We start from the raw sequence: 24,845 nt of genomic DNA on the forward strand, positions 1-24,845 counted from the left end.
GAATTACTTAGCGTGTTCTTCGATATAAGATACAGCATCACCTACAGTACCAATCTTTTCTGCTTGGTCATCAGGAATAGAGATACCGAATTCTTTTTCGAATTCCATGATAAGTTCTACAGTGTCAAGAGAATCTGCTCCCAGGTCGTTAGTGAAGCTTGCTTCGGTTGTAACTTCTGATTCTTCTACGCCTAATTTATCAACGATAATCGCTTTTACTCTTGATGCAATTTCAGACATAACTTTAAGTTTTTAATTAATAATTAGTTTTATTTCTTTAAATTTGCGGTGCAAAGGAATGAATATTTATCGTTTTGCGCAAATATTTGACTAAATAAATGCAATGTTTTGCACATTTTTCACTGTTTTGTGCATCGAATTTGAGGGTTATGAAGAAAAACATCGCAATTTTCGCTTCCGGTTCCGGCTCTAATGCTGAGAATATTATCCGGTATTTCCAAAAAAACGATTCCGTTCAGGTTTCGTTGGTACTTTCTAATAAGAGTGATGCCTATGTTTTGGAACGTGCGCATCGCTTGGGAGTGCCTTCTAACGTGTTTCCAAAGGAGGATTGGATAGCCGGAGATGAAATTTTGGCTATTTTGCAGGAGTACCGCATTGATTTTGTCGTGTTGGCCGGCTTCTTAGTTCGTGTACCGGATTTGCTTTTGCATGCTTATCCCGATAAAATTATAAATATACATCCTGCTCTTCTGCCGAAGTATGGAGGTAAAGGAATGTATGGCGACCGAGTGCATGAAGCAGTGGTAGCTGCCGGTGAAAAAGAAAGCGGTATCACTATACATTATATAAATGAGCATTACGACGAAGGAAATACGATTTTTCAAGCTACTTGCCCTGTTCTTTCGACTGATTCTCCGGGTGATGTAGCTAAAAAGGTGCATGCTTTGGAATATGAACACTTCCCGAAAATCATAGAACAGGTATTAAGTAACACCTAATACTTAATAATGTATGCTTTCTCTTCCCGCCGCAAAGGATAATCTCCGCGCAGGGTTTCGAATAGCTCCGGTTGATTTTTTAGCCGGTTGCTGTCTTCGGTTGGATTATACATTTGGAGGACTGCTTCTTCGTGGTTTTTAGCGTGAATAATGGGGGAGGCGGGTGCGGGTGCGTTAATTTCATAATCCCCTTTTATTTGGAAGAATTTGCAGATAGCATCCAATGACATACGTGTGGCGTTTGCTTTTCCATCTGCAGAGTAACCTGCAATGTGAGGAGTTCCGATAAATGCCTTTTCCAGTAGATCACGGTTGATTTCCGGTTCATGCTCCCATACGTCGATGATGGCATCCGAAATCATCCGGCTGTTCAAGGCTTTTAAAAGAGCATCAGTCTGGATGACTTCTCCTCGTGAGGTATTGATAATAACAGGCTTCCGTTTGAGTGACTGAAAGAAATCTTCATCTGCCAGGTGGAACGTTTTATATTTTCCTTCCTTATATAAAGGTACGTGAAAAGTGATGATGTCACACTCTTCCGCTATTTTCTTTAGTGAAGAGAACCGTTCTGCACCTTCTTTTTCTTCCCGTGGCAAATCATTCAATAAAACACGCATGCCAAAATCCTGGGCAACTTTAGCTACCTTACTCCCGACATTTCCTACTCCTATGATTCCAATCGTCAGTTCATTTAGCTTTTTGTTTCTGCAAGATTTCCACACCAGAAGCGATGACTGTATATATTGGGCGACAGAAGCCGAGTTACATCCCGGTGCATTCGTCCATTCAATGCCTGCCTGTTTGCAATACTCCGTATCAATATGGTCGAAACCTATGGTTGCGGTCGCTATGAATCTCACTCGACTACCTTCCAATAAATCCCGGTTGCAATGTGTGCGGGTACGGACAATAAGAGCGTCCGCATCTCGTACGAGCTCCGGGGTGAAATCCTTACCCGGTGCATAAACCACCTCATCGGCTATTCTCTGAACCGCCTCTTTTATATAAGGTATTTTATTGTCGATAATAATTTTCATATACAATTCATCTTTTGTACCCACAAAGGTAACAAATAAAAAAGTAAGAAACGGTTGCTTGTCTGAAAAATATTACATAGATTTGCCCTATTATATATCTATTAGCTAGTTAAGATTATGACATTTAGTAACCTTTGCAACGAGATTTTTTGGAAATCGACAACTGATTACCATGTGACGGATAGTGTGGATGCTCCGATGAACAATCCTTACGAGTTGAAAACTATTGAGTATTATTTATATCTAAAGAACTGGATTGATGCCGTGCAATGGCATTTTGAGGATATTATCCGTGACCCGCAGATTGATCCGGTAGAAGCATTGGCCTTGAAAAGAAGAATTGATAAATCAAATCAGGACCGTACGGATCTGGTGGAATTAATTGATAGCTACTTTTTAGACAAATACAAAGAGGTAAAACCTCTCTCTGACGCAACGATCAATACGGAAAGCCCTGCATGGGCAATTGACCGCCTGTCAATTCTTGCATTGAAAATTTACCACATGCAGCAGGAGGTGGAGCGTACGGATACTACCGAGGAACACCGTGCTCAATGCCAGACTAAGTTGAATATCCTGTTGGAACAACGCAAAGACCTTTCTACGGCTATTGAACAGCTGCTGGCTGATATCGAGGCCGGAAGAAAATATATGAAAGTATATAAACAGATGAAGATGTATAATGACCCGGCATTAAATCCGGTGCTTTATGCGAAAAAATAACGAATGGCGCGTATTCTCATTATTCGTTTTTCAGCTCTTGGCGATGTAGCCATGACAATCCCGGTAATACATTCGCTGGCTGTGCAATACCCGCAGCACGAAATAACAGTGTTAAGTCGTGCTGTATGGCAGCCGCTCTTTCAGGGGTTGCCTGCCAATGTGGGTTTTGTCGGAGCTGATTTAACTGGCAAACACAAGGGATTTTGGGGCTTGAATAGCCTTTATTCGGAATTAAAAGCGATGCATTTTGATTACATTGCTGATTTTCATCATGTACTTCGTTCTAAGTATTTATGTTTGCGATTCCGTCTTGCCAATAAACCGGTAGCTTCCATTTGTAAAGGAAGGGCAGGCAAAAAGAAGCTGGTTCGCCGTCATGATAAGGTGATGGAAAATCAGAAGAGTTCTTTTCGTCGTTATGCCGATGTACTTGAGAAGCTAGGTTTACCGGTACTATTAAATTTCTCTTCCATTTATGGCGAAGGAAAAGGAAACTTTGCGGAAATAGAACCAGTCACAGGACCTAAAGAAGACCAGAAGTGGATTGGTATAGCTCCTTTTGCCAAACATGCAGGTAAGATTTATCCGTTAGAACTGCAAGAGCAAGTTATAGCACATTTTGCTGCCAACCCCAAAGTAAAGGTTTTCCTTTTTGGAGGTGGTAAAAGCGAACAGGACGTATTTGATGCATGGATTGCTAAATATCCTTCTGTTGTTTCAATGATCGGTAAACTGAATATGCGTACCGAGCTGAATCTGATGAGCCATCTGGATGTGATGCTTTCAATGGATTCTGCCAACATGCATTTGGCATCCTTGGTCAATATTCCGGTTGTCTCTATTTGGGGAGCCACCCATCCTTATGCCGGTTTTATGGGCTGGAAACAATTGCCGGTCAATACCGTACAACTCGATTTGTCATGCCGCCCCTGTTCCGTATATGGACAGAAGCCTTGCTGGCGAGGTGATTATGCCTGCCTGAGGGATATAAAACCGGAGCAGGTCATTGCGAAAATAGAAGGGATTGTAGATTAATCCTTGCTGAAGTTCAAATTAGCTGTTTATTGAGCCGAAAGAGCGTAGAATCAAATAATGATGAAAGAGATACAACGAAAGAAAAAAGTACTGATAGATCTTACGAATTATGGTAGTCTCACAGCCGGCTTCGGGCAGATTGCGGCCAACTATGCAACCGCCTTTTCGTCTATGCCGGTAGAAGATCTTCATTTTGTATATTTATTGCGGCAGAAATATATGCAGGAATTTGGCCCGAATGTGACTTCTGTTCCGGTACGTCGTATCAATAAGTTTCTTCCTTTTACCCTTCCCAAGGTAGATGTATGGCATGCAGTGAATCAACAGCGCAAGTTGTTGCGTATTGCCGGTGGTACAAAATTTATCTTTACTATACATGACTTTAATTTCTTAACCGAGAAAAAGCCCTGGAAGGCGAAAATGTATCTTCGCCGGATGCAGAATAAGGTCAATAAGGCAGCGGTCGTGACTACGATCTCTCATTATGTGGCAGATGTCATTCGACAGCATGTAGATTTGAAAGGGAAAGAGGTACGGGTCATCTATAATGGAGTGGAGAGGATTGATGCACTGGAAGGAACAAAACCGTCGTTTGCTACAGGGCGTCCTTTCTTTTTTACGATTGGACAAATCCGTAGAAAAAAGAACTTCCATCTCTTGGTTGACGTAATGCGTCATTTTCCGGAATATGATCTATATATTTGTGGAGATGCTCATTTTGCTTATGCTGAAGAAGTGCGCAATCTGATTCGTGAGAATCAGCTTACTAATGTCTTCTTGACGGATGTTATCTCTCAAAACGAGAAGATATGGTTATATCGGAACTGTGAGGCATTCCTGTTTCCTAGTGAGGGAGAAGGCTTTGGATTGCCGGTGGTGGAAGCTATGCAATTTGGGAAGGCTGTATTTGCCGCTAATCGCACTAGTTTACCGGAAGTTTGTAATGGACACGCTATCATGTGGGAGCATTTGGATACAGAATCTATGGTGCAAAGTATCCGGGAGCATCTACCTGATTTTTATAAAGACAAGGAGCGCTTGGAAAAAATCAAGGAACATGCCGCTTCATTCAGTTACGAGAAGCATATACAAGCCTACCTTGATTTGTATCGGGAGTTAGCTCAATTGCCTTAGTATTGAAGTCAATTGCCCGTATACCTTTTCGGGAGTAATTAATGCAAAACGCTCTTCATAGGTTAATGTTGCCTGCTGTTCCGGCGGAAGAATGTCGTCAGGACTAATTCCTTCGGCAAGTACGGAATTGGCGGGTAACCACATTGATTTTGACGCACTTGGTGAATAAATGGCAAATGAAGGAACTCCAAGAGCCTGGGCGATGTGTCTGGCTCCTCCTTCGTTCCCGAAGTAAAATGAACAGTTGGCACAAAGTGCTGCCAGTTGTCGTAATGAAGAAGCTTGTATATCAATCTTGATGCGTTCCGGACATCCTAATTCCTTGTAGATATTTCTGGCATCTTCTTCTTCGTACCCCGGTGCGTAGTTGAAGATCATTTGTATGTCCTTGTGTTCCTCTAATATTCTTTTCAGTGTGGCTATCATGAACTCCGTATTCCATTTCTTATGTATGAGTTTGGTTGTGACTCCTATTAATAACACGGGGTGTGTAAAATCAATCCCTTCCTTTTCCATATAATATCGGAAATCTTCTTTCTCCCGGTCAGTCAGGTATAACTTGAATTCTTTTGTGTATTGAATAGGTCTGATCTTCTCTAATGGTGCTGCAAGTAACAGGTTGCGTTGTACCATATCAGTTGTCAGATTCTTGCTGTAAGTATCTGTGCGGTAGTTCAGTAGAAAACGGGTATATCCTTTGATACGTCCTATCCGAAAAGGAGTTTTTAATGAGAAAAGAGAGAAAAAAAGAGTCCGGATGGTAGAACGCATATCGATGATTACATCGTATTTATTTTGGTGCATTACCTGCCATATTTTTTTTATATATGCAGTGAACGGCTTATTCTCATTCTTGTCAAATGTAATGACTTTGTCTATGTCCGGATGCCCCTCATAGAGTGGAGCAATATTTTTATTAAGCACGAAGTGTATCTCCGCATCGGGAAAGCTTTTTTTCAGTGTGCTGCACAATGCAACAGCCAGAATAGAGTCCCCTATTTGTCTAAATCGAATAATCAGAATTCTTTTGATTGGTTTCATGCTTAAACTTCTTTATGCTTTTTACCGTGCAAACATAACTAAAAAAAAGCATTTATGTCTAAATATAAATGAAAAGAAAAAAGAAAAAACGATTAAAGCCACCGTGATGCTGCTTATATGTGGAGAGAGTTAGCCAATCTTTGTGAGAAAAGAGAAAAATATAGTCGGAATATGGCCTAATTTCTTTATCTTTGCTCAATCTTTGTAATTAGGATTATATAGGAGAGTGTAATGAGAGTGATTGTAAATCCCAAGTACGCACATTTGCAGAAGGAGATAGAAGAAGTTCCGAGGTCCTTCCAGAACGAAGGAGATGTGGTGTACGATGGTCGTAATGTTCTGAAACGGATTAGTTTGGGCAGCATTGATGTTGTGGTGAAGAGCTTTAAAAAGCCCCACATCATCAATCGTGTTGTATATTCGTTTTTCCGCCAGTCGAAGGCAGAACGTTCCTATATTTATTCTATGGAGATCCAACAGCATGGTTTTGACACTCCGGAGCCAGTGGCTATGATCGAGCAATTTCAAGATGGTCTTCTCTCGCATAGCTATTACATTTGTTGTTATGATGGTGGCGAAACTGTCCGTTCCCTGATGGATGGAAAGGTGGAGGGGAATGAAGACAAACTTTCAGCTTTTGCACGCTACACTGCTGCTTTGCATCAGGCAGGTATCCTCCATTTAGACTATTCTCCCGGTAATATACTGATCCATCAGAATGAAACGAATGAATACAGTTTCTCCCTGGTCGATGTGAATCGCATGCAGTTGCTATCGGAAATTGATTGTGATACGGTATGCCGTAATATGTGCCGTTTGTGTATTTCGCGTGAGGTACTGACTTACATCATGACAGAATATGCTTCTTTGCGTGGATGGGACATCGAATCTACGGTCAGTCTGGCTCTTCGTTACAGCGATCAGTTCTTTACTCATTACATTTATCGTCGTGCGGCACGGAAAGAAAAAGAAAAGCATATTGTATCCCTGATTTTATTCTTCCGTTTATACCGTTCCGTACGTAAATTCTTTTCTTGGGAGCCGCATATCTCACGTTTCTTATTGAAAAAGGAAAAGCATATCTATGATACATACTTGTGCAAGTATGATTATTGTGAATTGCTTTCTGCTGATTATCAATGATTGATTACCTCTTACTTCCGCGCATCACTACACTGCGGATTCTATGCCTGAAAAAACCTTTTTGATTAATATATGCGCAGTTGTGTTTGTTCAGGAATGTAGAGATAACTTCTTCGTCATCACGCAAGTGGTATGTGCAAATAGCAAAATCCAGCTTTTGGCAATTTTGAAATAAGTTCTTGCATCCGGTCAATGCGTGCCGTTCGGCTCCTTCTATATCCATTTTAAGAAACAGATGTTCATCCGTCTGGTTATTGAAGAAATCATCAAGAGTTTGCTCTCTCGAAGAATTATGGTCGCTCACATACTTCTGTATGATTGTAACTTTATCCTGCCATGGTTCGAAAGTAGCTCTGATAGCCTCCAGCCATTGTTCGTCCTGCTCAAACAAATAGATATGCTTGGCTTCTTCTACGATTTCCAGTGAAGAATATCCTTCGGCACAACCAATGTCCACAAAAACTTTTCCTGTGACATCTTTTACACTATCGAAATAATGGTGCGGTGATCGCTTGTCCTGCTCCATACTCAAAGCCCTGTAGTACTTTTGGATTTTCTTGGGTGGAGTACTCTTTCTGAAATATAGCCGTTTCTTTTCTTGTTGTACATAGTATAAGCCTTTTTTCTCATCCTTTTGTACATTGACAGGCATATTTGTATATTCATCTTTGAATTCATACAAATGTCTTGAATACCCGTGTTTTTTAATATACTCATAATATTTCAGATAGGGTGAATCAGGTTTATACCCTTTCATGAAATAATATGGAAGAGTGCCATATATAAATTTCTTTATTGTATGTTTAAGTACGTTCATTTCATTAGTTTCTTGTAGATGTTTAAGATCTCTTCCGCTTGCTTTTCTTCAGAGAATCTTTTGGCAAAAGAATGCCCCTTTTCAATCATGTTCTTTTTTCTCTCGGGATCTGTGTATATCTGTTTGAAGGCATCGGCCATTCCTTTGATATCGTCAGGATGTACATAGATAGAATCGGGACCTCCCGCTTCTTCCAGACAAGATCCTGTAGCGGCCACTACCGGAATACCGGAGTACAGAGCTTCTATGATGGGAATACCAAAACCTTCAAAACGGGAAGGGTATACAAAAATTTCTGCTAACTGATAAAAAGCCGGTAGATCATCAAAAGGAACATTACTGATGATATGCACTCTTTCTTCCAGCTTATTCTCCTTAATGAAATGTTCAACCTTATCAGTATATTCCGTATGGCGTCCTACGATGACGAGATGAATTTGTTCAGGAAGCATCATTAGTGCCTGCACCGCTGAAAGGGCGTTCTTGCGTTCTTCAATACTTCCTACGTTAAGGATATAGTGATCCGGTAGCTGATATTTAGCCCGGACTTCTCTTTTCTTCTCTTCTGCTACAGGATGTATGAATGAAGGGTCACATCCCTGATAAACAACTTCTATCTTATCGGCGGGAATCCTGAAAAACTCAATAATATCACGCTTGGTACATTCGCTGATAGCAATGATTTTATCGGCATTTTCGCAGGCTTTACGGAATTTGTATGTGTATATTTTCCTGTCGATCGAATGGTAATACTGCGGATAGCGCAGAAAGATCAGATCGTGGATCGTTACAATACTTTTTACCTCGCTTTGATGAATATTCAGGGGCAGCTCATTACTAAGCCCGTGGAATATATCGATTTTTTCTTTTTCCAATTGGCGGGTGACTCCCCATACTCGCCACAATGGACTTAACTTTTTCCAGGAAGAAGTAGTGGGATAAGAAAGCTGTAGTTGCTGATACTGCTTCGTTAATTTGTCCAGCCTCTTGTTTTCCCGTTTCTTGGGGGCATACAGCACATATTCATTCTCCGGACCGAATTGGCATAGAATATCCACTATATAGCGGCTATAATTACCCAGACCGGTGAAATTCTGTACTGCACGTTTTCCGTCAAAACCTATTCTCATTTCTACTTCTTACCTTTATATGATTATAATTTAGACTTCAAAATTCCGATAAGGTTTATTCAAGTCTAAATAATGGAAATTGTGTTGTCTTTGTCCACTTTGTTTAGGTATGGTCATGTAATCTCCATATTTCTGTGACAGATAAGTGTCGTATTTCTGTACTCCCCATACTTCTTCATCTTCAAACCGGATGGGAGTAGGAGTGCCCAGAATGTCCTTCGACATGATTCCTTTCATTCCGTCATCATAATCGCAGACTAATGCGCATTGGTCGAAATCGTATTTCTTCATTACCTTCCTGATGCTTTCCTGTGTTCCGGTAAGGGTGAAAAACTTTCTGCATAATAGCGGTATCCATGAACTGGGACCTTTTCCATGTTTGTATGGATCACGATGAATCAGGTAAAGTATTCGTTTGTAGAACTCATACTTCGCAAAATGCATTCTTTGCGCCATGCGGCTTTCCGGAACTCCATCGAGTGGAAATATATCAATATATACACCTCCCAGATATTTGAGATGCATACGCTCGATTAAGGTTGTATTGGCATCCTGCACCTTTGCGAACGGAAGAGGATATTCCTTATCATTCTCGGCGCATACCGCTTCGTAAGGTTCCGGTAACCATTCTTTGGCATTAGCCATTAGTAAATCATAATCAGCTCTTGGCATTCCGATATCCAAGTCATCATCCCAGGGGATGAATCCTTTGTGGCGTACAGCTCCCAACATGGTGCCTGCCATGATGTAATATCGCAGATTATGTTCTTTGCAAACTTTGTCAACAGCTAATAAGTTCTTTAATATGCGAAGCTGTAGAGGGCGGATGTCGTAATTAGCCATTTTATCTGATTTTAATTAATAAAGACTGGATGGAATCAGCTTCTGTGCCTGTTGAAAGTCCTCTACTGTGTCCAGCTCGGCCGAGAAGAACTCGGTGGTGTCCATAACGTAAAAACTATATCCTTGCGGAATCAGTCTCTCAAAAGCCCGTTCGTAGAATATATTATCCAGTCCTTCGGTAGTAATCATAATTTCCAGTTCACGGAATAGCGCCTTGGTATATTCAGCTGACATCTTTTCGATACCGATGGACTCTCCGATAGCATCGGATATCGAACAGACTTTGCTGATTTCCACGACCTTTTGTGCGTCGTCCACGATGACTTTTATTTCTTCTGCTCCGAGCTCATGGCGATTCAGTGCCAATATGTCGTCCTTATCCGAATGAAGCAGCTTCTCTACAATCTGCGGATCGAATACAATGTCGCTGTCTAATAACAGAATTTCCTCCCCATCCGTATATGGGCGGGTGAGCCATAATGAATAGATGTTGTTGGTTGATTCATACCTGTCATTATAGATGAAAGTAATATCTTGGGTTGGATAATGTGCCTGTAGGAAATCAACGATTTGCTGCTGGCGATACCCGGTGACAATGATGAATTCATCAAATCCATTTTGTATCAGAGCATCAAAAGCCCTTTCCAAAAGGCATCGTTCTCCTATCTTGAGAAGACATTTGGGCGTCGTATCGGTCAGCGGGCGTAAGCGTGAAGCTATTCCTGCGGCTAATATTATTGCTTTCATTTGGATGCGATTTCTTTGATTGTATCTATAACGATCCGGTTCTGCTCTGGGCGACCCAATGTGATACGCAAATGAGTATTGATATCCGGTTCATTCATAAATTTCACTTTATAACTCTGTTCAGCAAAAGCCTTTTGTAAAGCCTCTTTCAGCTCTATCGGGTATTTGATTAAAATAAAGTTGGCAACCGATTCATATACTTTGAATCCGGGCAACACGCCGATTTCCTTTTCGTAACGCTCACGGTCTTCGTTCATCAGTTTTGCGATGTTTCGATAGTGTGCGTCCGATTTAAGAGCCGCAATGGCGATATCTTCGGATATCCGGTTGTATCCCAGATATTTATTGCTGTATCTGCTGAATTTTTCCAGCTCCTTACTCATAAATCCGAATCCCATACGTAAACCCGGCAATCCATAAAATTTAGATAAGGTACGGGAAATAATCAAATTCGGATATTTATTAACCAGCTTTTTGATATAACTGGTATCAGTTGAAACAAAAGAAGCGTATGCTTCGTCTATCAATACCACTGTTTGGCCGGGTACTTCTGCAAGTAGTTCATCCAATTCTTTCGGAGTCAAACCATTGCCGGTAGGGTTATTGGGAGAAGCTAGTAAAAGAATCTTCGGATTCTCTTTCCGAATCATATCTTTTAGCGTCTCAAAGTCATATTTAAAAGTATTTCCGTCTTCGTAGAGAGGATATTGCAAAGTATGGCCATTCACCTCATCTGCAATTGATTTATAATACCACCATGAGAACTTGGGAATCAACATCGTTTTATTTCCATCTTCTTGAGTCAGGAAGTAGTGTACGGCTTGTTTCAGAATATCTTCTCCGCCGTATCCTAATAAGACTTGTGTTTCATCTATATCGTAAAGTTCGGATAAGAAAACAGATAATATACTTTTCTTTCCTTCATCATAAATGCGGGTATAAAAACAAAGTTTATTTATATCGAAGTTTTTTAAAGCTTCTACTACTTCTTTTGATGGACTGTAGTTAAATTCGTTTCGATCTAAAAAGTTCAAATTCTTTTCCATATTAGTTTTGTATGATTCCTTTATCGCACCAGGCTAGTTTCCTGACTTTCGTTTCGTTCAAAATGCTGCGGTTGTTGCTCAAATTATCTGTTCCATGTAGTTCGTGATGAAGATGGAACACAATTCCCGCAAATTTGATGGTACGCTTGCGTACACCGCTGTTGATAAGGCGGCACACTAATTCATGATCTTCGCTTCCCCATCCGGTAATAGCTTCATTGTACCCATTGACTTTTAATAAATCTTCTTTCCAGAAAGCCATATTGCATCCTCTGGAATATGAAATATCCCATTGGCGATAATGCTGAAGTAGTGGGCTTAGCCAAGGCAAATGTACTCCGTTGATTGCATTCTTAGTACCTTTGTCGTGAATAGAGATAATACAGTTCCTTTCTGCTAGCATCTTTTGGGTTAAACCTTCCCGGATTAATACACGGCTACCGGTTACGAAACTGCCTTTTTTAGCAAAATGTACATGATCTTTGACGAAATCTTTGTGTAAGACGATATCTCCGTCAATTTGTATAATATATTCTTTAGATGCTTTCGCAATAGCTTTGTTGCGGATGGAGGCCAGTCTGAAACCTAAATCTTCATGCCAAACATGAATAATGGGGACTTCGGAAGAAACAGCCAATTGATGAATTAGTTCTCTTGTATCTTCTTTAGAACCATCATCGGCAATGATAATTTCATTAGGAAGGAGAGATTGACGTAGCACGCTTTTAACGCATAATTCTAATGCGTCGCTTCTATTATAGGTGGATATAATTAGCGATGTACTTATGTTGCTCGCCATTGGTTTATTCATATAATTATTACTAAGTTAGTTAAATAGTTAAGGGGGCTTGCACTAAAATTCTACAAATGTATACATTTTATTTGGTTGTGACAAGCGTTAAAGGCTTTTTTGCTAAACATTAGAGGGTTAGCATTCTTTTTAAGAATAATATCCGTTTCTTTGCTATCAGTTTGTTATAATAACTAAGATAAATTAGGAATAAAGAGATGTTTTTTCCACGTCTTCAAGAGGTATAGGACTGTAAATTTAGTAAATGAAAATGATGTTTTCTAAGAAACTTCTTATAATATACTGTTTGTTGATAGTTTTCCCGCCTAGGTTCTGTCATTTTTGTATTTATGACTTTTAATTAGATACTGAATGCTAAAGGGAAGCTTTAGGAACAAAAAGCGTTTTATAGATTTGAGGGTTAGTCGGGTTTCCAAAATAGGAGGGATACAGTTTTGAGAGAGCCTTGCTAATCCTTTTATTAAGTCAACCCTTTTTATGTTCGAGTACATCGCTGGTAGGTATCGATGATAAATTTCAAATAAATAATATAAGTTTATTTCTTTTTGAAGATGTTTGCTAAGGTTGTTGTCTGCTTGTATTAATCTCCTGATTTCACTAAAAACTATGGTAAGATCATTTAGATGCTTTAAGGTGTAGCCTTGCCCCATATTTGTAATAGAATCTTCTCTCTTGCAATTATAAAGATAAGTTGTTCGGTTAGTTAAGGTAAATGATCTGGTATTTAAAGCGAGCATAGCATGCATTACTATGTCTTCGTGGTACACGTGTTCCAAAAAATGAATATGAAATTCTTTTAAAAAAGAAAGATTATATAATTTATTCCATGTAGTTACCCATATATCATTTTTTTCTTCATAAAAATATTGAGCCATGCATAATTTACCTTTTCGTGTTATATTAGGGTAGTTAGTAATTTTGAGTGAATTTTCATTTTCATCAATTTGATTGATTCCGGCTGCAACAAAGTCTACTTTTTCTTGTGAAATAACATTATATAAGGTTTCAATGCAATCAGGAACAATAGCATCGTCGCTATCCATAAAGTATAGATATTTTCCTCGAGCAAATTCAATTGCTGTGTTTCTCGTTCCTCCCAAACCGAGATTTTTTTTATGCGTAATTATACGGATGCAGTTACCTCTAGGATGTGTGCTTTTAAGTTGGTGGACTATATTCATACTGTTATCATGTCCTAAATCGTCTACTATCAAAATCTCTAATTTTTGATAAGTTTGGTTTAATGCAGATAACAAGGCACGTTTAATGTATTTTTCTACATTATAAATAGGCATTGAGAGAGTTATTAAGCACATACTTTTCTTTAATTCATTATGACACAATAATATTAGGTGATTACAAAGTTACTTTAATATTCGTAATGATGAAAGTTATTTCGTTTTTTATTGATTTCTTATCCCGAGCTTGCGCTATAATAGAAAAGAATAATTTCATTAGAATAAAACTTTGGATTATTTTCATTACCTTTGTTCTGAATATTATGTTTGTCTAAATAATAGGACTGATGTAAATTCTGCAATTCCTCTATTGTTTAAGACTATTGTTCTTTAATTTAAATTTTAATAATATGATATATATTATTTGTTATGATTGGCCTTCAACATCTGGTAATCATACAGGAATGAGGTATCTTTATGAATATATTCAAAAAAGAAATCCTGAATTGTATAAAATGTATACTTTCAATATGGGGAGGCGTTTTTTGGATAAGGGGAAAAAGGGGAAGAAAATCTCTGTTCTTTTTACGGCACTCAAATTAGCAATGGCATATAAATCGGGAGATAAATTTATTCTCACTGAATATTTGCATAGAGATTCATATCAAATATTGTTTGCAAAAATAATACGCTTTATATGTCCTAAAGCACCTATATATGCTATGGTGCATCTTGTTCCTGAAAAATTGGAAAGGCGATATTCGAAAGCACAAATAAAGAAGAGTTCACGATTTGTTACAGAAATTGTAACGTTGGGAAGTAGTTTGACATGCTATCTTAATAATTTAGGAATAGAGAATGTTTATACTTCATTTCATTATGTCGATAATAATTATTATACTCCTTCTACAAATCTATATAACAGAGGTGATGATGTCAAGGTAATAGTAATGGGTGCCTTGGCACGTGATTTTGAGCAGATAGCTTATATTGTTTCAAAACTTCCGCAAATTCATTTTTATATATGCAAAGGGCGGGAGAAAATTGATTATTTGTTTTCAGGCTTAAAGAATGTAACATTGGTGGGGTATGTTCCTGAGGCGGAATTAAAGCATTATATGAATGATTCTGATATTTCATTAAATGTGATGAAGGACACTATTGGAAGTAATGTAATTTGTACTTCAATGGCAGCAGGATTAGCGATGGTGGTTAGTGATGTTGGATCTATACGAGACTATTGCGATGAGACCAACGCATGTTTCTGTTCTTCTCCCGATGATTTTATAAAGAGTCTTATGATCTTAGCAAATGATCGAGAGTTGCTCAATTCGTTAAAAAAAATGTCTTTGAGAAAAGCGCAGCAGTTTTCTATCGATAATTATTGTGTTAGCTTGTCATCTCTATTGGAATAATTGAAGAGTATAGTCATTTATAGTTGTTGTAGTAAAATTCTTAAAGGACATTGTTGGTAAGGGTATTCTTTAAATTCGAAAATATAAGGCAACTTATTAATTGCTAGCTAATTGCCTTTTTATTTTCTTCCAAACATGATGAACTAAAACTTGCAAAGAAACATTTAGTGTGAGTTTTTTTAGAGCATTGCATAAAAGTAAAAGGTCGTGTAAGCTAAAGTCGTTCTTTAGCGAATGCTGTAAGAATTTATATATATAACGTTTGATTGCTTTTTTGAATTTTCTTTCGTTAAGGTGAGAATGGTAGTTTATACCAATCCATTCTATGAAAAGTATTGTTGCTCTAATCTTTTCTTTGTTGAAATGAGTGGAGTTTGATATATTCTCTCCTTCAGCATTTCTCCAACTGACGGGATTACCTGGTAAAGATATGATTCCTCCTGTAAATTCTGCAAATTTAGCCCATGTTGCATCATCGGTGCACCAAGCCAGAGGGAACTTAATAAATCCTCCTGTTTGTTTCCATACTGTTCGGCTAAATACATACTCACAGGCGGCAGAACTAATTTTTCCAGATAATTTATCTAATAAAAATTCATATCCAGAAGTTAAATCGGTTTTAAAAGGAGGGTTTTTATATTTTAGTTTACCATACTCGTCAACGACTTCTAAAGGGAAACGGAATATATATTTTCCATCAGAATGTTTTTGTGAGGCTTGAATTACACGTGCTACTCCATCAAAGGGCATTAAGTCGTCATCTGAAAAAAGCCATATAAGTTCTTCTTCTGACAATAATATGCATCGTTCCCAATGACCGGGTAGGTCTTTTTTACCCATATTTTGTTCAAAACGATGATATATAATGTCAAATTTGTTCTTGTAACAATCTACTATGGTCTCTAATGGGTAGGGACTTGCATCATCACCAATATATACGGTAAATTCGTGATTGTTTTGTTTAGCGATAGAATCAAGTGTTTCTTGCAAAAAACGTGGTTTATAAGCTGGTATGATAATTGCTAATTTTTTCATTTTTATTGCTATCAATTAGGTTTTGCAAATATACACATTCAGTTTGTTTAAATATTGTATTTGCAAACTTTTGTAATGGAAAACTATACTTAGCAAGTTGCTGATTGTAAAATAATCCATAGAATTTTCTCTTTTGGCTTTTCAGATTATATGAATGTATTATCAATAATAGTTAATTGCAAGCGTGAAGTTCTGCTCTATTTGTGATGAATATGCTAATATTGATTCTATAGTGTAAAAGTGTTGCATTTTGATGAGCTAGATTTGTCCATATGCGTAATGCAGGAATTAAAAAATGATATAATGGAGAAAGATATACATATTACGGTATTTTGCTGTCAGATAGCTCATGTGCAAAAGTAACCAAAATCTTTTATTGGGCAAAGAGGCTGGCTGCTTTTTAGTCGTAATTGGCCATATTTAGTCATAAATAGTCGTAATTCGATATTTTTAGTCGTAATATTCGATTTACGACTATTTCGCATACCAAATTCTACCTTTAATTATGACTGTTTCTGCTTCTTTCATTTCAGTCAGAATATTTCCGACCATTCGTTCTTGTTGTTCTTGAGTCTTAGTTTTGGGAAGAACATCTTTCAAATAATCGAATATTGCATCACGCTTTGCTCCTGACGATCCCGCATTTTGTAGATACTGTAAAATCATTTGTTGGAGTTTTGCTTTCTCCAATCCTCTGTTGCGGGTATAATCGGGTAACTGTTTTGTCTTTTTAGCAATATCAAGTGATATACTATATTCCGAGGTATTCCCCTCTAAAAGTCCTTTGGTTATTAGGGCAATCACATTCTCTTCAGAGATACTGTGTCCCTTTTGCACAGCATCCAGGAGAATGCAATCTTCCAATGTAAGTGTATCGTTTTCTTTGAGTAATTGAGTGTATTTTTCATTGATGGTGTTTCCATATATTGTTACACCCACCTCTTTATTTAATACATCTATTTCATAATCAGGCATAGGAAAGTGACGACGCCTTTGTTCGTTAAACATCTTTTTAATACCACGACTTACGGTGTCAATCATGTTAAAATTCACCATTGCCCGACAAAGGCATTCATTTCGAAAATGGCGTTGAGGGCCTTTGGTTTCCAATGCCTTTTGCAAAGTACCGGGAATAAAGCTGCCTCCATTGGCATAATAAAGCCAGCTCGGGTTTTCCACAAAATTGATGCGTTGCTGCAATGTGTAATCTTGATGGGCAATGGCATTATGTAGTGCTTCACGAATAGTGTAGTCGTCATATTGCTTCATTGTTTCAGGGAACAATGTTCCTCCTGGTAATTCCCTCATTGTAAGATTGTGTATCTTACTCAAAATTTTGTCAACGGTAAGAATAAATGGAACAGTGAAGTGTTCATAATCGACCACATTCTGATGCTCATCTCGTAAAGTCCATGTCACTTCAACCACAGCAGGACGAAGTTTGAATACAGAAGCAGGTTTGCCTAACAGAATAATGGCGGTACGAGTCAGTTTCCTATCTATCATTATTCCGCTATTGGAAAGAAAATCTTCCACAGTCCACGTGTCAATTTCCTCTGCCGAAATGTTGGAGGAATGTACCTTTTTGAACATGATACGGGCCTTAGCCACAGCTAATTCATCCAAATCTGCCATCGTTGCATTTGGTACAATTTCTGCCGACCAATCTTTTGCTTCAAAAACAGGCTCTTCGAGAATAACAGCAAGTCGTTCTTGTGTCATTTCCACCAACGAATCTTCCACACGTTGCCATGCCTTTTTATGGGCATATACCGGGCGACGGGGCAAATGTTTGGGAATATGGATTATCCACACAATTTTGTTTTCATCTTCTGTAATGTATTCATCTATATTAAGCCCCTCCGAAGAAAGGTTAGTGCAGTGTTCCAATAGTTTCCATACGGCAGATTGGGTATTCAGGTTAAACTTACTCAAGTCCGTACCGACAATTTTCATTGTCTTATCCTGCACACCTATAACAAGATGTCCACCCTCCATATTGGCAATGGCGGATATATACGAAATGACATCATTCTTTTCGTCTCCGACAAAGGAGTTCTTTAGATTCTTCATCTCCTTCCATTCACAGCGTGCATTCTCTATCGGAAACTCTTGTAACAGGTATTGTTGAAGTTCTTTTGAAGTCATGATAATTACTTTTTAGATTCCTTATTCCAATGCTCATAGTCTATTAAATGAACCAGCTCTTCAACAACAATTCTCAGTCCCAATTTAATCGAGTCAGCATCACTTTTAGTTGCATTAAATCTGCGATTATGTGCACATAAATCACCTTTAGCTTTAATATCAGGAAGAGCCTTTGCAGAGTTGCGACCAATTGTCCATAATACTTTCTCGGACAAAAGACAGTCTATTAAGTCAGAACAAAAGAAATAATTTCCACTTTTATCTTGTATTCTCTCTTTAATTTTATAGCGCTCAAATAATTCAATTATTAAAGTTTCTATTAATCGACGTGTCATGACTAAGCAAGCATCATAAAATTGATAGTCATAACATTGTATGGCTTGTTTGGCTGTTTTAATTAAATAGGAACGCGTATTATGCAATAATTCCAAAGGGAAATAATTCTCGGATGGTTCATTAGCCTTAAGTTCTCCTATATGATTCGAAATTTCAGATTCAACTAGTTTTGTTATTCTATATCCTCCATTTTTATGAGCCATCATACGTTTAGACTTCTTTTCTTTTGAAAGATAGGCTGATATATTACTATATGGAGGAAGCCGCAAGGCAAAAAAACAATCTTCAATATTTTTTGCGGTAAAGGCCTCCTTACCCTCATGAATTATTAAATAATATCCCAGATAAGGTATTTGTTCAGAAGGTTTTAATGTCAAAAAACCGTCAATCCTATTTACATATTCTTCAATTGTCATTTTTTTTAATCGATTATGGCATTTTCTCCTATGGTTGAAACACGGATATCATTCATATTAGATGTATTGATCCAACCTTTCCTTGACTTTGTATCAGCGAGACTCTGACGTATATTAGATGGAAATTTACTTCCTAAATTCATATAGCATGTGTATATGTGATTTGCACCAATATTCTTTTCTCCAATAATCTTTTGTAGATAATACACAAACACGAGATTATATTCCGCACCACTAGAAACTTTATACTTAGACACAAAGTTTTTAAGAGAATCTTTACCTGATGGACTCAGATTTAATTCGGTAATAAAAGAATAACCTTTGGAACTTTGTGATTTTTTATATATGCCACTATTCTTGGAATAATCTTTTGTGCTATCACCTAATTTCCAACCGTCTACTTTTTCCTTGTCAAATATGTCAGTTAAATATACTTTAGCTCGTTCCTCTCCTGCTCGACACAGACAATAACAACCATTATTGATATTGTATAAAGATTTTTCTTCGTTGAGCCATTTCCTATAATTGCCATCATTCTTTAATCCTGTTTTTTCGATAAAAGAATTAACTTCAGTTCTTCTAACTTCATTTATCCCATGCACTTGATTATAATACAAATAGAGAATCGTTAGGCGTCCGGCATAATCTCTTTTGTTATTGGCTTTTAAACTTGTTTCGTGCAAATAGATTTCATTATCTCCTCTTTTCTTGAATATTTGGTCAATAGAAAATATTTCATTATTTGATATACTTTCTCCATTGGAATTAGAGGACGATAACAATGGTATCGCTACATTCTCAGTTTTTGAAAAAGTAGTCTCTTGTGAATCATTGGTAATTTCTGTTAGATTGTCCCGACTTCTTTTAATAGGGAGAAAACTAGCAAATGTTTCAACCACAGTGCCTGCGGTTTCATTAGAAAAGGATGCCTCAAATGACTTTTGGGTTTGCGTTTCCGTGTATTTAATATGGTTTTGATCATTAGATTTTATTGCAGAATTTATCTCTGCGCCGCAGTATACACAAATCTCTGCTTCATCAATCAGTTTTTCACCACACCGTTGACATACTATTTGCTTTTTACATTTAAAACAAAATTTCGCTTTGTCAGGTAATTCCTGACCACAGAATTGACATTTCATAATTATTCTTTTTTGTAGTTCAATATCTTTGCATAAAGATTAACTTGAGACACATTGGAATACAATTTGGAAGCCATTGATGGATTTTTTTCTTAATTGTTCTGCCAACCATTTGCCTGTTTTCTTCTTTTCGACAAGGATTAATTTTAGTCGGTTCATATTTTTCATTATAATCATTATATTGAACTTAATGCAAAGTTAGTGATTTTATTTTGTTTACGGCAGAGATAGATGCCTATTATTTGCAATGTTCGCCTAAGCATATAAATAATAGTCGGTTGGTTTGTTGAATTGTTGGTTAATATCTTGGTTGATTAGTTTATAGCCTATTGCGACAGTAGGAACTAAGCAGGTTCGGATAGTAGAATTGCTACCATACCGGAAAGCGCAGCGTACCAATTTTCGAGAAAACTCTGATATAGTAAACAATATGAAAATGAAGCCGGCAAAGTGTCATATAAAGAAGAAATGCATGATTTTCCGTCAGTCGTTTGTTTCAAAGATTGTATTTGCAAACTTTTGTAATGGAAAACTATACTAGTAAGTTGCTGATTGCAAAATAACCCATTGAATTTTCTCTTTTGTCTTTTCAGATTATATGTATGTATTATTAATAATGGTTAATTGTAGGCGTGAAATTCTGCTCTATTTGTAAACAATCTCTTTTTAGATACTTCCTATGGATATTATTCCTTACTTTTGCAAATAGAAAATGAATATTCAAATATGGAATCTCAATACTTGGTTAGCGTTATCATTCCAGTTCATAATACAGCTCCGTATTTGCGACGTTGTATAGAGTCTGTACGTAATCAGACGTTGAAAGATATAGAAATCATATTAGTGGATAATTTGTCGACCGATGATTCTCCTTCTATTTGTAATGAATATGCTAATATTGATTCTAGAGTAAAAGTGTTACATCTTGATGAGGCAGGTCCGTCTATAGCTCGTAATGCAGGAATTGAAATAGCGACTGCTCCATATATTGGGTTTATAGATAGCGATGATTATATTGAACCGACAATGTATGAAAACATGTTGGCAGTTATGGTACAGAACAAAGTTTATATGGTGTATTGTAACTTTTGCTTTGAGTATGAAGATGGTCGTATAGAACAAATGTATCCTAATACAGGTAATGTGTATGTACGTACTAGTCAAGATGTTCAACGGGATATTATTTTTGAGAGAGTAAGTAGTTCAGCTTGTACCAAACTTTTTGATAAGATTTTTTTTGATTCTTATCGCTTTCCTGTAGGTGTGTTTTTTGAAGATCATGCGACTATTTATCGCTGGATAAGTATTTGCGATAAAATAGTTTGGATTGATGTTGCTTATTATCATTATATACAGAGAGGTGATAGTACTTGTCATACAATCAACTCTATAAAACGTTATCATTATTTCTTGGCTGAATATCCAAGATTGGAGTTTGCAAAGGAACGGCGGTTGTTTGAAGGTAGAGATTGGTTTGATGCCGTCAATGTGATTGTGGAAAATTGCTTTAATCATTTTCAAGAGTTTATGAAGGATCCTAATCATCAATCGTATCCTGTTGAAATTAAAGATATGAGGAATAAGTTGGGTAGATGGCGTTTTTTATCAAGAAAAGAATTGTCTTCTAAATATTATAAACGATTACGTAAGATAACTTATTTTTGGCCGATTTATTATTGGACTCACTTTGCCAAGAAAAAGAATTAAAAAATGATATAATGAAAAAAGAATACCCTTTAGTTTCGGTTATTATTCCTGTTTATAATGCGCACAATTCGATAGCTAAAACGTTGCAGAGTGTTATTAATCAAACGTATACTAATCTTGAAATTGTTGTAGTGAATGATGGAAGTACAGATGATAGTTTAGATATAATAAAGACGTATGCGGCTGAAGATCCCCGAATTGTTGTATTTAATAAACAAAACGAGGGATTAGTGCAGGCACGTAAATCGGGTATAGATATTGCTACTGGCAAATATATCCAATATTTAGATAGTGATGATTTTATGTATGAGGATGCAATAACTAGGCTGGTTACTAAAGCAGAGGAAACGCAAGCGGATATGGTAGTAGCCCCTTTTATGTTTTGTTATGATGGAGAATCTCATAAATCAACTTTTTTTGATTTTGTAGAGTTGTCAGGCGTGGAGTTCTTGAAAAATATTCTTTTAAAAAAGGCTTATTGGTGTGTATGGTCAAAATTTCATCTTCGATCATTATATCAGAATGAGATAGAAAGGCCAGATATATCATTTGGTGAAGATGTCGTTCTTTCCACACAATTATTGTTATACTTACAAAAAGTCGTTTCAGTTGATTATATAATCATTGACTATAATTTTACTAATACGTCAATGTCACATCCTGCGAATTTTGATGATAAAAAGTATGGAGACTTTGTGAATTATACAATATGGATTGAAAATTATATTGATAAAAAGGGGGTGAGGGAAGAGATGAAGGAAGCACTTGCTCATTTTCATCTTGAAAATGCTTTTAGAAGAATTTATTGGAAACGTTTTGCTAATATTAGGAAGGAAATGAAACGGCTTGTTAATGAAATGGAATCCTATCCTTATTTAATAGATAACTTGTCAAAAAGAGAACGTAAGATTGTGAGGGCTTACAGAGTATCAGGTTTCTGGGGAGATTTGAAACTTAGATATTATAATATGCGCCATAAACTGTAATGTGTTAAGATGAATTAAGACGTTGAGAAATGAAGCATATATTGTTTATCGCTTATAATCTAGCAGGTTGGGGTATTTGAATCTGTTGCGGTATAGTTGGTAAAATAAGATATAAAGAAATGAGTATTATTAGAAAGTGGCAAAGAAGTTGTTACAAAAGAATGTTGAAGGCTCACTTAGTTACTCCTAAGGTTGTAGTGTTGATGGATGGTGGTATTTGTTCTCAAATGCTCCAATATTTGTTGGGAGAATTTTTTAGAAAGCGTGGATGTAAGGTTGTGTATGATCTATCCTTTTATAAGGAATGGGGAAGTGACATGGATTATAAATTTGCTCGCAACTTTGATTTGTTGAAAGTGTTTCCTTATTTGGGGCTAACAATTGCAACAGAGTTCGAAATTTCCTATTATAAGAGACATTTTTATTATGTTGGGAATAATACATCGGAATGGATAGATGATTTTTCATTTTTGGAGAAAAATCCTCCTATTTATCTAGGTGGATATTATCATTTGCCGATAAAAATTTGGGTGCCCGCATTTAGGTCTACTTATAGGATCTCATCTGATATATTTGATGAGGGTAGCAAAATGTTAATGTCAGAAATAAAACAGAATATCAATCCTGTAGCAGTGCATGTTCGACGGGGTGATTTAAGTGTTGAAGTTCGAGCGTATGGGAAGCCTGCCTCTGTGAGCTATTTTAAAAGGGCTGTTGATTATATGGAAAAAGAGACTGTTACGCCTTTTTTTTACTTCTTCTCAGATGAGCCGGAATGGGTGGCATCAGAACTTATTCCCTATCTTGAATTTGCAAATGAGAATTATAAGGTGGTGGATATAAATGGTTCAGATAAGGGGTATATGGATTTGTTTTTGATAGCTTATTGCAAGCATCAGATAACAAGTAAAGGTACTTTGGGAAAGTATGGTGCTTTATTGAGAGATAGTTCAGATAAAATTGTGATTCTTTGTGATGATAAAGTTGAATATCAGTGGAAAGGAGTTTTCCATAATTCTATATTTCTATAATATAGAGGTAAATTGAGCGACTAATCGGCTAATTTAATTTTTTGGCAGATTAGCTTAAGCTTTACCCATAAAGAATTTTTTCTTCGCAAGAATTCGTGTCCGCCATATTCAGGTTTGTTTTTGTCTCGAATGAGAATAATTGGTTCAAAGGGAAGGGACCAGCCTTCGGGGTATAGATATGCGGGCGGCAATGTAATGGCTGGTGGATTATCTAAGAAATATTTATTGATTAGAGATTCGTCGTGCCAAATTGGTATTATATGGTTTGCGGCATCCTTGTCAACCCATGAACAAATTGTTGTACAGAGCTGCAGATAGGATTCTGTACATCCACCCGAAAGGCCTCCTGCATAATAATATAGACCTTTCCCTTCTGGAATATAGGCGGTAGAAATAACTCTTCGTTCGTATGTAAATTCGGAGTTGGGTTTATTGTAGAATCCAGGATGTATAGTTCCTAGTAATCCGTTGCTATCCGAGGATGGTAGCATTTCTTTGCCAATGGGACAGGTGAATAACAGATTAGCATTGAAGAAAAATAGATAGTCGGTTTCTCGCTCCAATTGTTCCTTGATGCGAAGGAATGTATGAAAACGTTTTAATGTATTGTCAGGCCATCCTAAATTCTTTTGTTTGATCCGGTGAATATGCTCATTATTCTCTTCGTCGTATAGTTGCGGACTATCAGTAAATACATAATACTCGATAATGAAAGATTGGTCTTGCATAAAATAACGTTCTGCGCTTAGATAAAAGTCTTTCCAAAAAATGTCATATTTGCCAGTACAGATATATAATATACCAATTCTCATTTTATTTATTGTTTTGATTCATATTATTGGCAAATATATAAAGATTTATTTTATATTATTTGTTTGAGGTGTTTTTATTTTCTGTGAATTACCAGTAGCAGGAGCTCTTTTAAAGTAAATTCTATTTGTTTTTGATCATGAGTGTCTTGCAAATGGGTAGTAAGCATTCG

General features: G+C 37.0%; 24 protein-coding genes. 9 read left to right on the top strand and 15 right to left on the bottom strand.

Translation table 11 applies throughout. From position 1 onward, the window contains the following. Window positions 1-3: 3 nt before the first annotated feature. The gene (locus AB3G73_RS18600) at window positions 4-240 is read right to left on the bottom strand and encodes an acyl carrier protein (RefSeq protein ID WP_002558672.1); all 237 of its coding nucleotides are present in this window, start codon (window positions 238-240) and stop codon (window positions 4-6) included. A 98-nt stretch (window positions 241-338) separates the two neighbouring features. On the opposite strand from AB3G73_RS18600, the gene AB3G73_RS18605 reads away from it, so the two are divergent. Continuing rightward, complete coding sequence (locus AB3G73_RS18605; RefSeq protein WP_217723346.1) at window positions 339-962, top strand: phosphoribosylglycinamide formyltransferase; 624 nt, start codon at window positions 339-341, stop codon at window positions 960-962. Here the strand turns inward: AB3G73_RS18605 and pdxB are convergent. Next, complete coding sequence (pdxB, locus tag AB3G73_RS18610) at window positions 959-1,999, bottom strand: 4-phosphoerythronate dehydrogenase PdxB (protein ID WP_217723344.1); 1,041 nt, start codon at window positions 1,997-1,999, stop codon at window positions 959-961. The two genes, AB3G73_RS18605 and pdxB, sit on opposite strands and share 4 nt — an antisense overlap. Window positions 2,000-2,116: 117 nt before the next feature. Between pdxB and AB3G73_RS18615 the strand changes: the two genes are divergently transcribed. The 3 genes from AB3G73_RS18615 to AB3G73_RS18625 are packed head-to-tail and all read left to right on the top strand — an operon-like array spanning window position 2,117 to window position 4,891. Further along, window positions 2,117-2,722 (top strand): DUF4254 domain-containing protein, encoded by a 606-nt coding sequence (locus tag AB3G73_RS18615; protein ID WP_004324325.1) that lies wholly within the window; start codon window positions 2,117-2,119, stop codon window positions 2,720-2,722. A gap of 3 nt (window positions 2,723-2,725) precedes the next feature. Then, entirely contained in the window at window positions 2,726-3,757 is a 1,032-nt protein-coding gene (locus AB3G73_RS18620; RefSeq protein WP_148364207.1) for a glycosyltransferase family 9 protein, read from the top strand. 57 nt (window positions 3,758-3,814) lie between these two features. Then, on the top strand, window positions 3,815-4,891 hold the full coding sequence (locus tag AB3G73_RS18625; protein ID WP_367745351.1) for a glycosyltransferase family 4 protein: 1,077 nt from the start codon (window positions 3,815-3,817) through the stop codon (window positions 4,889-4,891). Here AB3G73_RS18625 and AB3G73_RS18630 read toward each other — a convergent pair. Further along, window positions 4,874-5,932 carry a glycosyltransferase family 9 protein gene (locus AB3G73_RS18630; protein WP_217723339.1) on the bottom strand — a complete coding sequence of 353 codons (1,059 nt, stop codon included), beginning with the start codon at window positions 5,930-5,932 and terminating at the stop codon, window positions 4,874-4,876. The genes AB3G73_RS18625 and AB3G73_RS18630 overlap by 18 nt on opposite strands. A gap of 231 nt (window positions 5,933-6,163) precedes the next feature. Here AB3G73_RS18630 and AB3G73_RS18635 point away from each other — a divergent pair, with 231 nt between their 5' ends. Beyond that, on the top strand, window positions 6,164-7,075 hold the full coding sequence (locus AB3G73_RS18635) for a lipopolysaccharide kinase InaA family protein (protein ID WP_148364204.1): 912 nt from the start codon (window positions 6,164-6,166) through the stop codon (window positions 7,073-7,075). A 4-nt stretch (window positions 7,076-7,079) separates the two neighbouring features. Here the strand turns inward: AB3G73_RS18635 and AB3G73_RS18640 are convergent, their stop codons facing one another. From AB3G73_RS18640 to AB3G73_RS18670, 7 genes are all read right to left on the bottom strand, one after another. Continuing rightward, window positions 7,080-7,892, bottom strand: a complete 813-nt coding sequence (locus AB3G73_RS18640) for an FkbM family methyltransferase (protein WP_148364203.1) — start codon at window positions 7,890-7,892, stop codon at window positions 7,080-7,082. Then, a complete protein-coding gene (locus AB3G73_RS18645) occupies window positions 7,889-9,022 on the bottom strand; it encodes a glycosyltransferase family 1 protein (RefSeq protein WP_320974994.1) in 1,134 nt (377 codons plus the stop codon). The genes AB3G73_RS18640 and AB3G73_RS18645 overlap by 4 nt, the downstream gene beginning before the upstream one ends. Before the next feature lie 30 nt (window positions 9,023-9,052). After that, the gene (locus AB3G73_RS18650) at window positions 9,053-9,865 is read right to left on the bottom strand and encodes a phosphorylcholine transferase LicD (protein WP_148364201.1); all 813 of its coding nucleotides are present in this window, start codon (window positions 9,863-9,865) and stop codon (window positions 9,053-9,055) included. A gap of 15 nt (window positions 9,866-9,880) precedes the next feature. Then, the gene (locus tag AB3G73_RS18655) at window positions 9,881-10,612 is read right to left on the bottom strand and encodes an NTP transferase domain-containing protein (RefSeq protein WP_148364200.1); all 732 of its coding nucleotides are present in this window, start codon (window positions 10,610-10,612) and stop codon (window positions 9,881-9,883) included. After that, window positions 10,609-11,658, bottom strand: a complete 1,050-nt coding sequence (locus AB3G73_RS18660) for a histidinol-phosphate transaminase (protein WP_148364199.1) — start codon at window positions 11,656-11,658, stop codon at window positions 10,609-10,611. The genes AB3G73_RS18655 and AB3G73_RS18660 overlap by 4 nt, the downstream gene beginning before the upstream one ends. Before the next feature lies 1 nt (window position 11,659). Then, complete coding sequence (locus tag AB3G73_RS18665; RefSeq protein WP_148364198.1) at window positions 11,660-12,469, bottom strand: glycosyltransferase family 2 protein; 810 nt, start codon at window positions 12,467-12,469, stop codon at window positions 11,660-11,662. Window positions 12,470-12,774: 305 nt separating this feature from the next. Further along, the gene (locus AB3G73_RS18670; RefSeq protein ID WP_148364197.1) at window positions 12,775-13,764 is read right to left on the bottom strand and encodes a glycosyltransferase family 2 protein; all 990 of its coding nucleotides are present in this window, start codon (window positions 13,762-13,764) and stop codon (window positions 12,775-12,777) included. A 293-nt stretch (window positions 13,765-14,057) separates the two neighbouring features. Between AB3G73_RS18670 and AB3G73_RS18675 the strand changes: the two genes are divergently transcribed. Further along, window positions 14,058-15,062: a glycosyltransferase gene (locus tag AB3G73_RS18675; RefSeq protein WP_148364196.1), complete on the top strand. Its 1,005-nt coding sequence runs from the start codon at window positions 14,058-14,060 to the stop codon at window positions 15,060-15,062. Window positions 15,063-15,158: 96 nt separating this feature from the next. Here the strand turns inward: AB3G73_RS18675 and AB3G73_RS18680 are convergent, their stop codons facing one another. From AB3G73_RS18680 to AB3G73_RS18695, 4 genes are all read right to left on the bottom strand, one after another. Beyond that, the gene (locus AB3G73_RS18680; RefSeq protein ID WP_148364195.1) at window positions 15,159-16,097 is read right to left on the bottom strand and encodes a glycosyltransferase family A protein; all 939 of its coding nucleotides are present in this window, start codon (window positions 16,095-16,097) and stop codon (window positions 15,159-15,161) included. Between the two features lie 474 nt (window positions 16,098-16,571). Then, on the bottom strand, window positions 16,572-18,245 hold the full coding sequence (locus AB3G73_RS18685; RefSeq protein ID WP_367745352.1) for an RNA-binding domain-containing protein: 1,674 nt from the start codon (window positions 18,243-18,245) through the stop codon (window positions 16,572-16,574). Between the two features lie 5 nt (window positions 18,246-18,250). Beyond that, window positions 18,251-18,997 carry a hypothetical protein gene (locus AB3G73_RS18690; protein ID WP_367745353.1) on the bottom strand — a complete coding sequence of 249 codons (747 nt, stop codon included), beginning with the start codon at window positions 18,995-18,997 and terminating at the stop codon, window positions 18,251-18,253. A gap of 5 nt (window positions 18,998-19,002) precedes the next feature. Continuing rightward, window positions 19,003-20,139, bottom strand: a complete 1,137-nt coding sequence (locus AB3G73_RS18695; protein WP_367745354.1) for a zinc ribbon domain-containing protein — start codon at window positions 20,137-20,139, stop codon at window positions 19,003-19,005. A 726-nt stretch (window positions 20,140-20,865) separates the two neighbouring features. Between AB3G73_RS18695 and AB3G73_RS18700 the strand changes: the two genes are divergently transcribed. The 3 genes from AB3G73_RS18700 (at window position 20,866) to AB3G73_RS18710 (ending at window position 23,863) form a co-directional block, all read left to right on the top strand. Continuing rightward, a complete protein-coding gene (locus AB3G73_RS18700) occupies window positions 20,866-21,846 on the top strand; it encodes a glycosyltransferase family 2 protein (RefSeq protein ID WP_367745355.1) in 981 nt (326 codons plus the stop codon). Between the two features lie 11 nt (window positions 21,847-21,857). Further along, window positions 21,858-22,832: a glycosyltransferase family 2 protein gene (locus AB3G73_RS18705; protein ID WP_367745356.1), complete on the top strand. Its 975-nt coding sequence runs from the start codon at window positions 21,858-21,860 to the stop codon at window positions 22,830-22,832. 119 nt (window positions 22,833-22,951) lie between these two features. Beyond that, window positions 22,952-23,863 (top strand): alpha-1,2-fucosyltransferase, encoded by a 912-nt coding sequence (locus AB3G73_RS18710; RefSeq protein ID WP_367745357.1) that lies wholly within the window; start codon window positions 22,952-22,954, stop codon window positions 23,861-23,863. A 20-nt stretch (window positions 23,864-23,883) separates the two neighbouring features. Here the strand turns inward: AB3G73_RS18710 and AB3G73_RS18715 are convergent, their stop codons facing one another. Then, the gene (locus tag AB3G73_RS18715) at window positions 23,884-24,675 is read right to left on the bottom strand and encodes a family 6 glucosyltransferase (protein ID WP_367745358.1); all 792 of its coding nucleotides are present in this window, start codon (window positions 24,673-24,675) and stop codon (window positions 23,884-23,886) included. Between the last annotated feature and the right edge of the window lie 170 nt (window positions 24,676-24,845).

Source organism: Bacteroides sp. L008 (genome assembly GCF_040812255.1).
GTDB lineage: Bacteria > Bacteroidota > Bacteroidia > Bacteroidales > Bacteroidaceae > Bacteroides > Bacteroides vicugnae.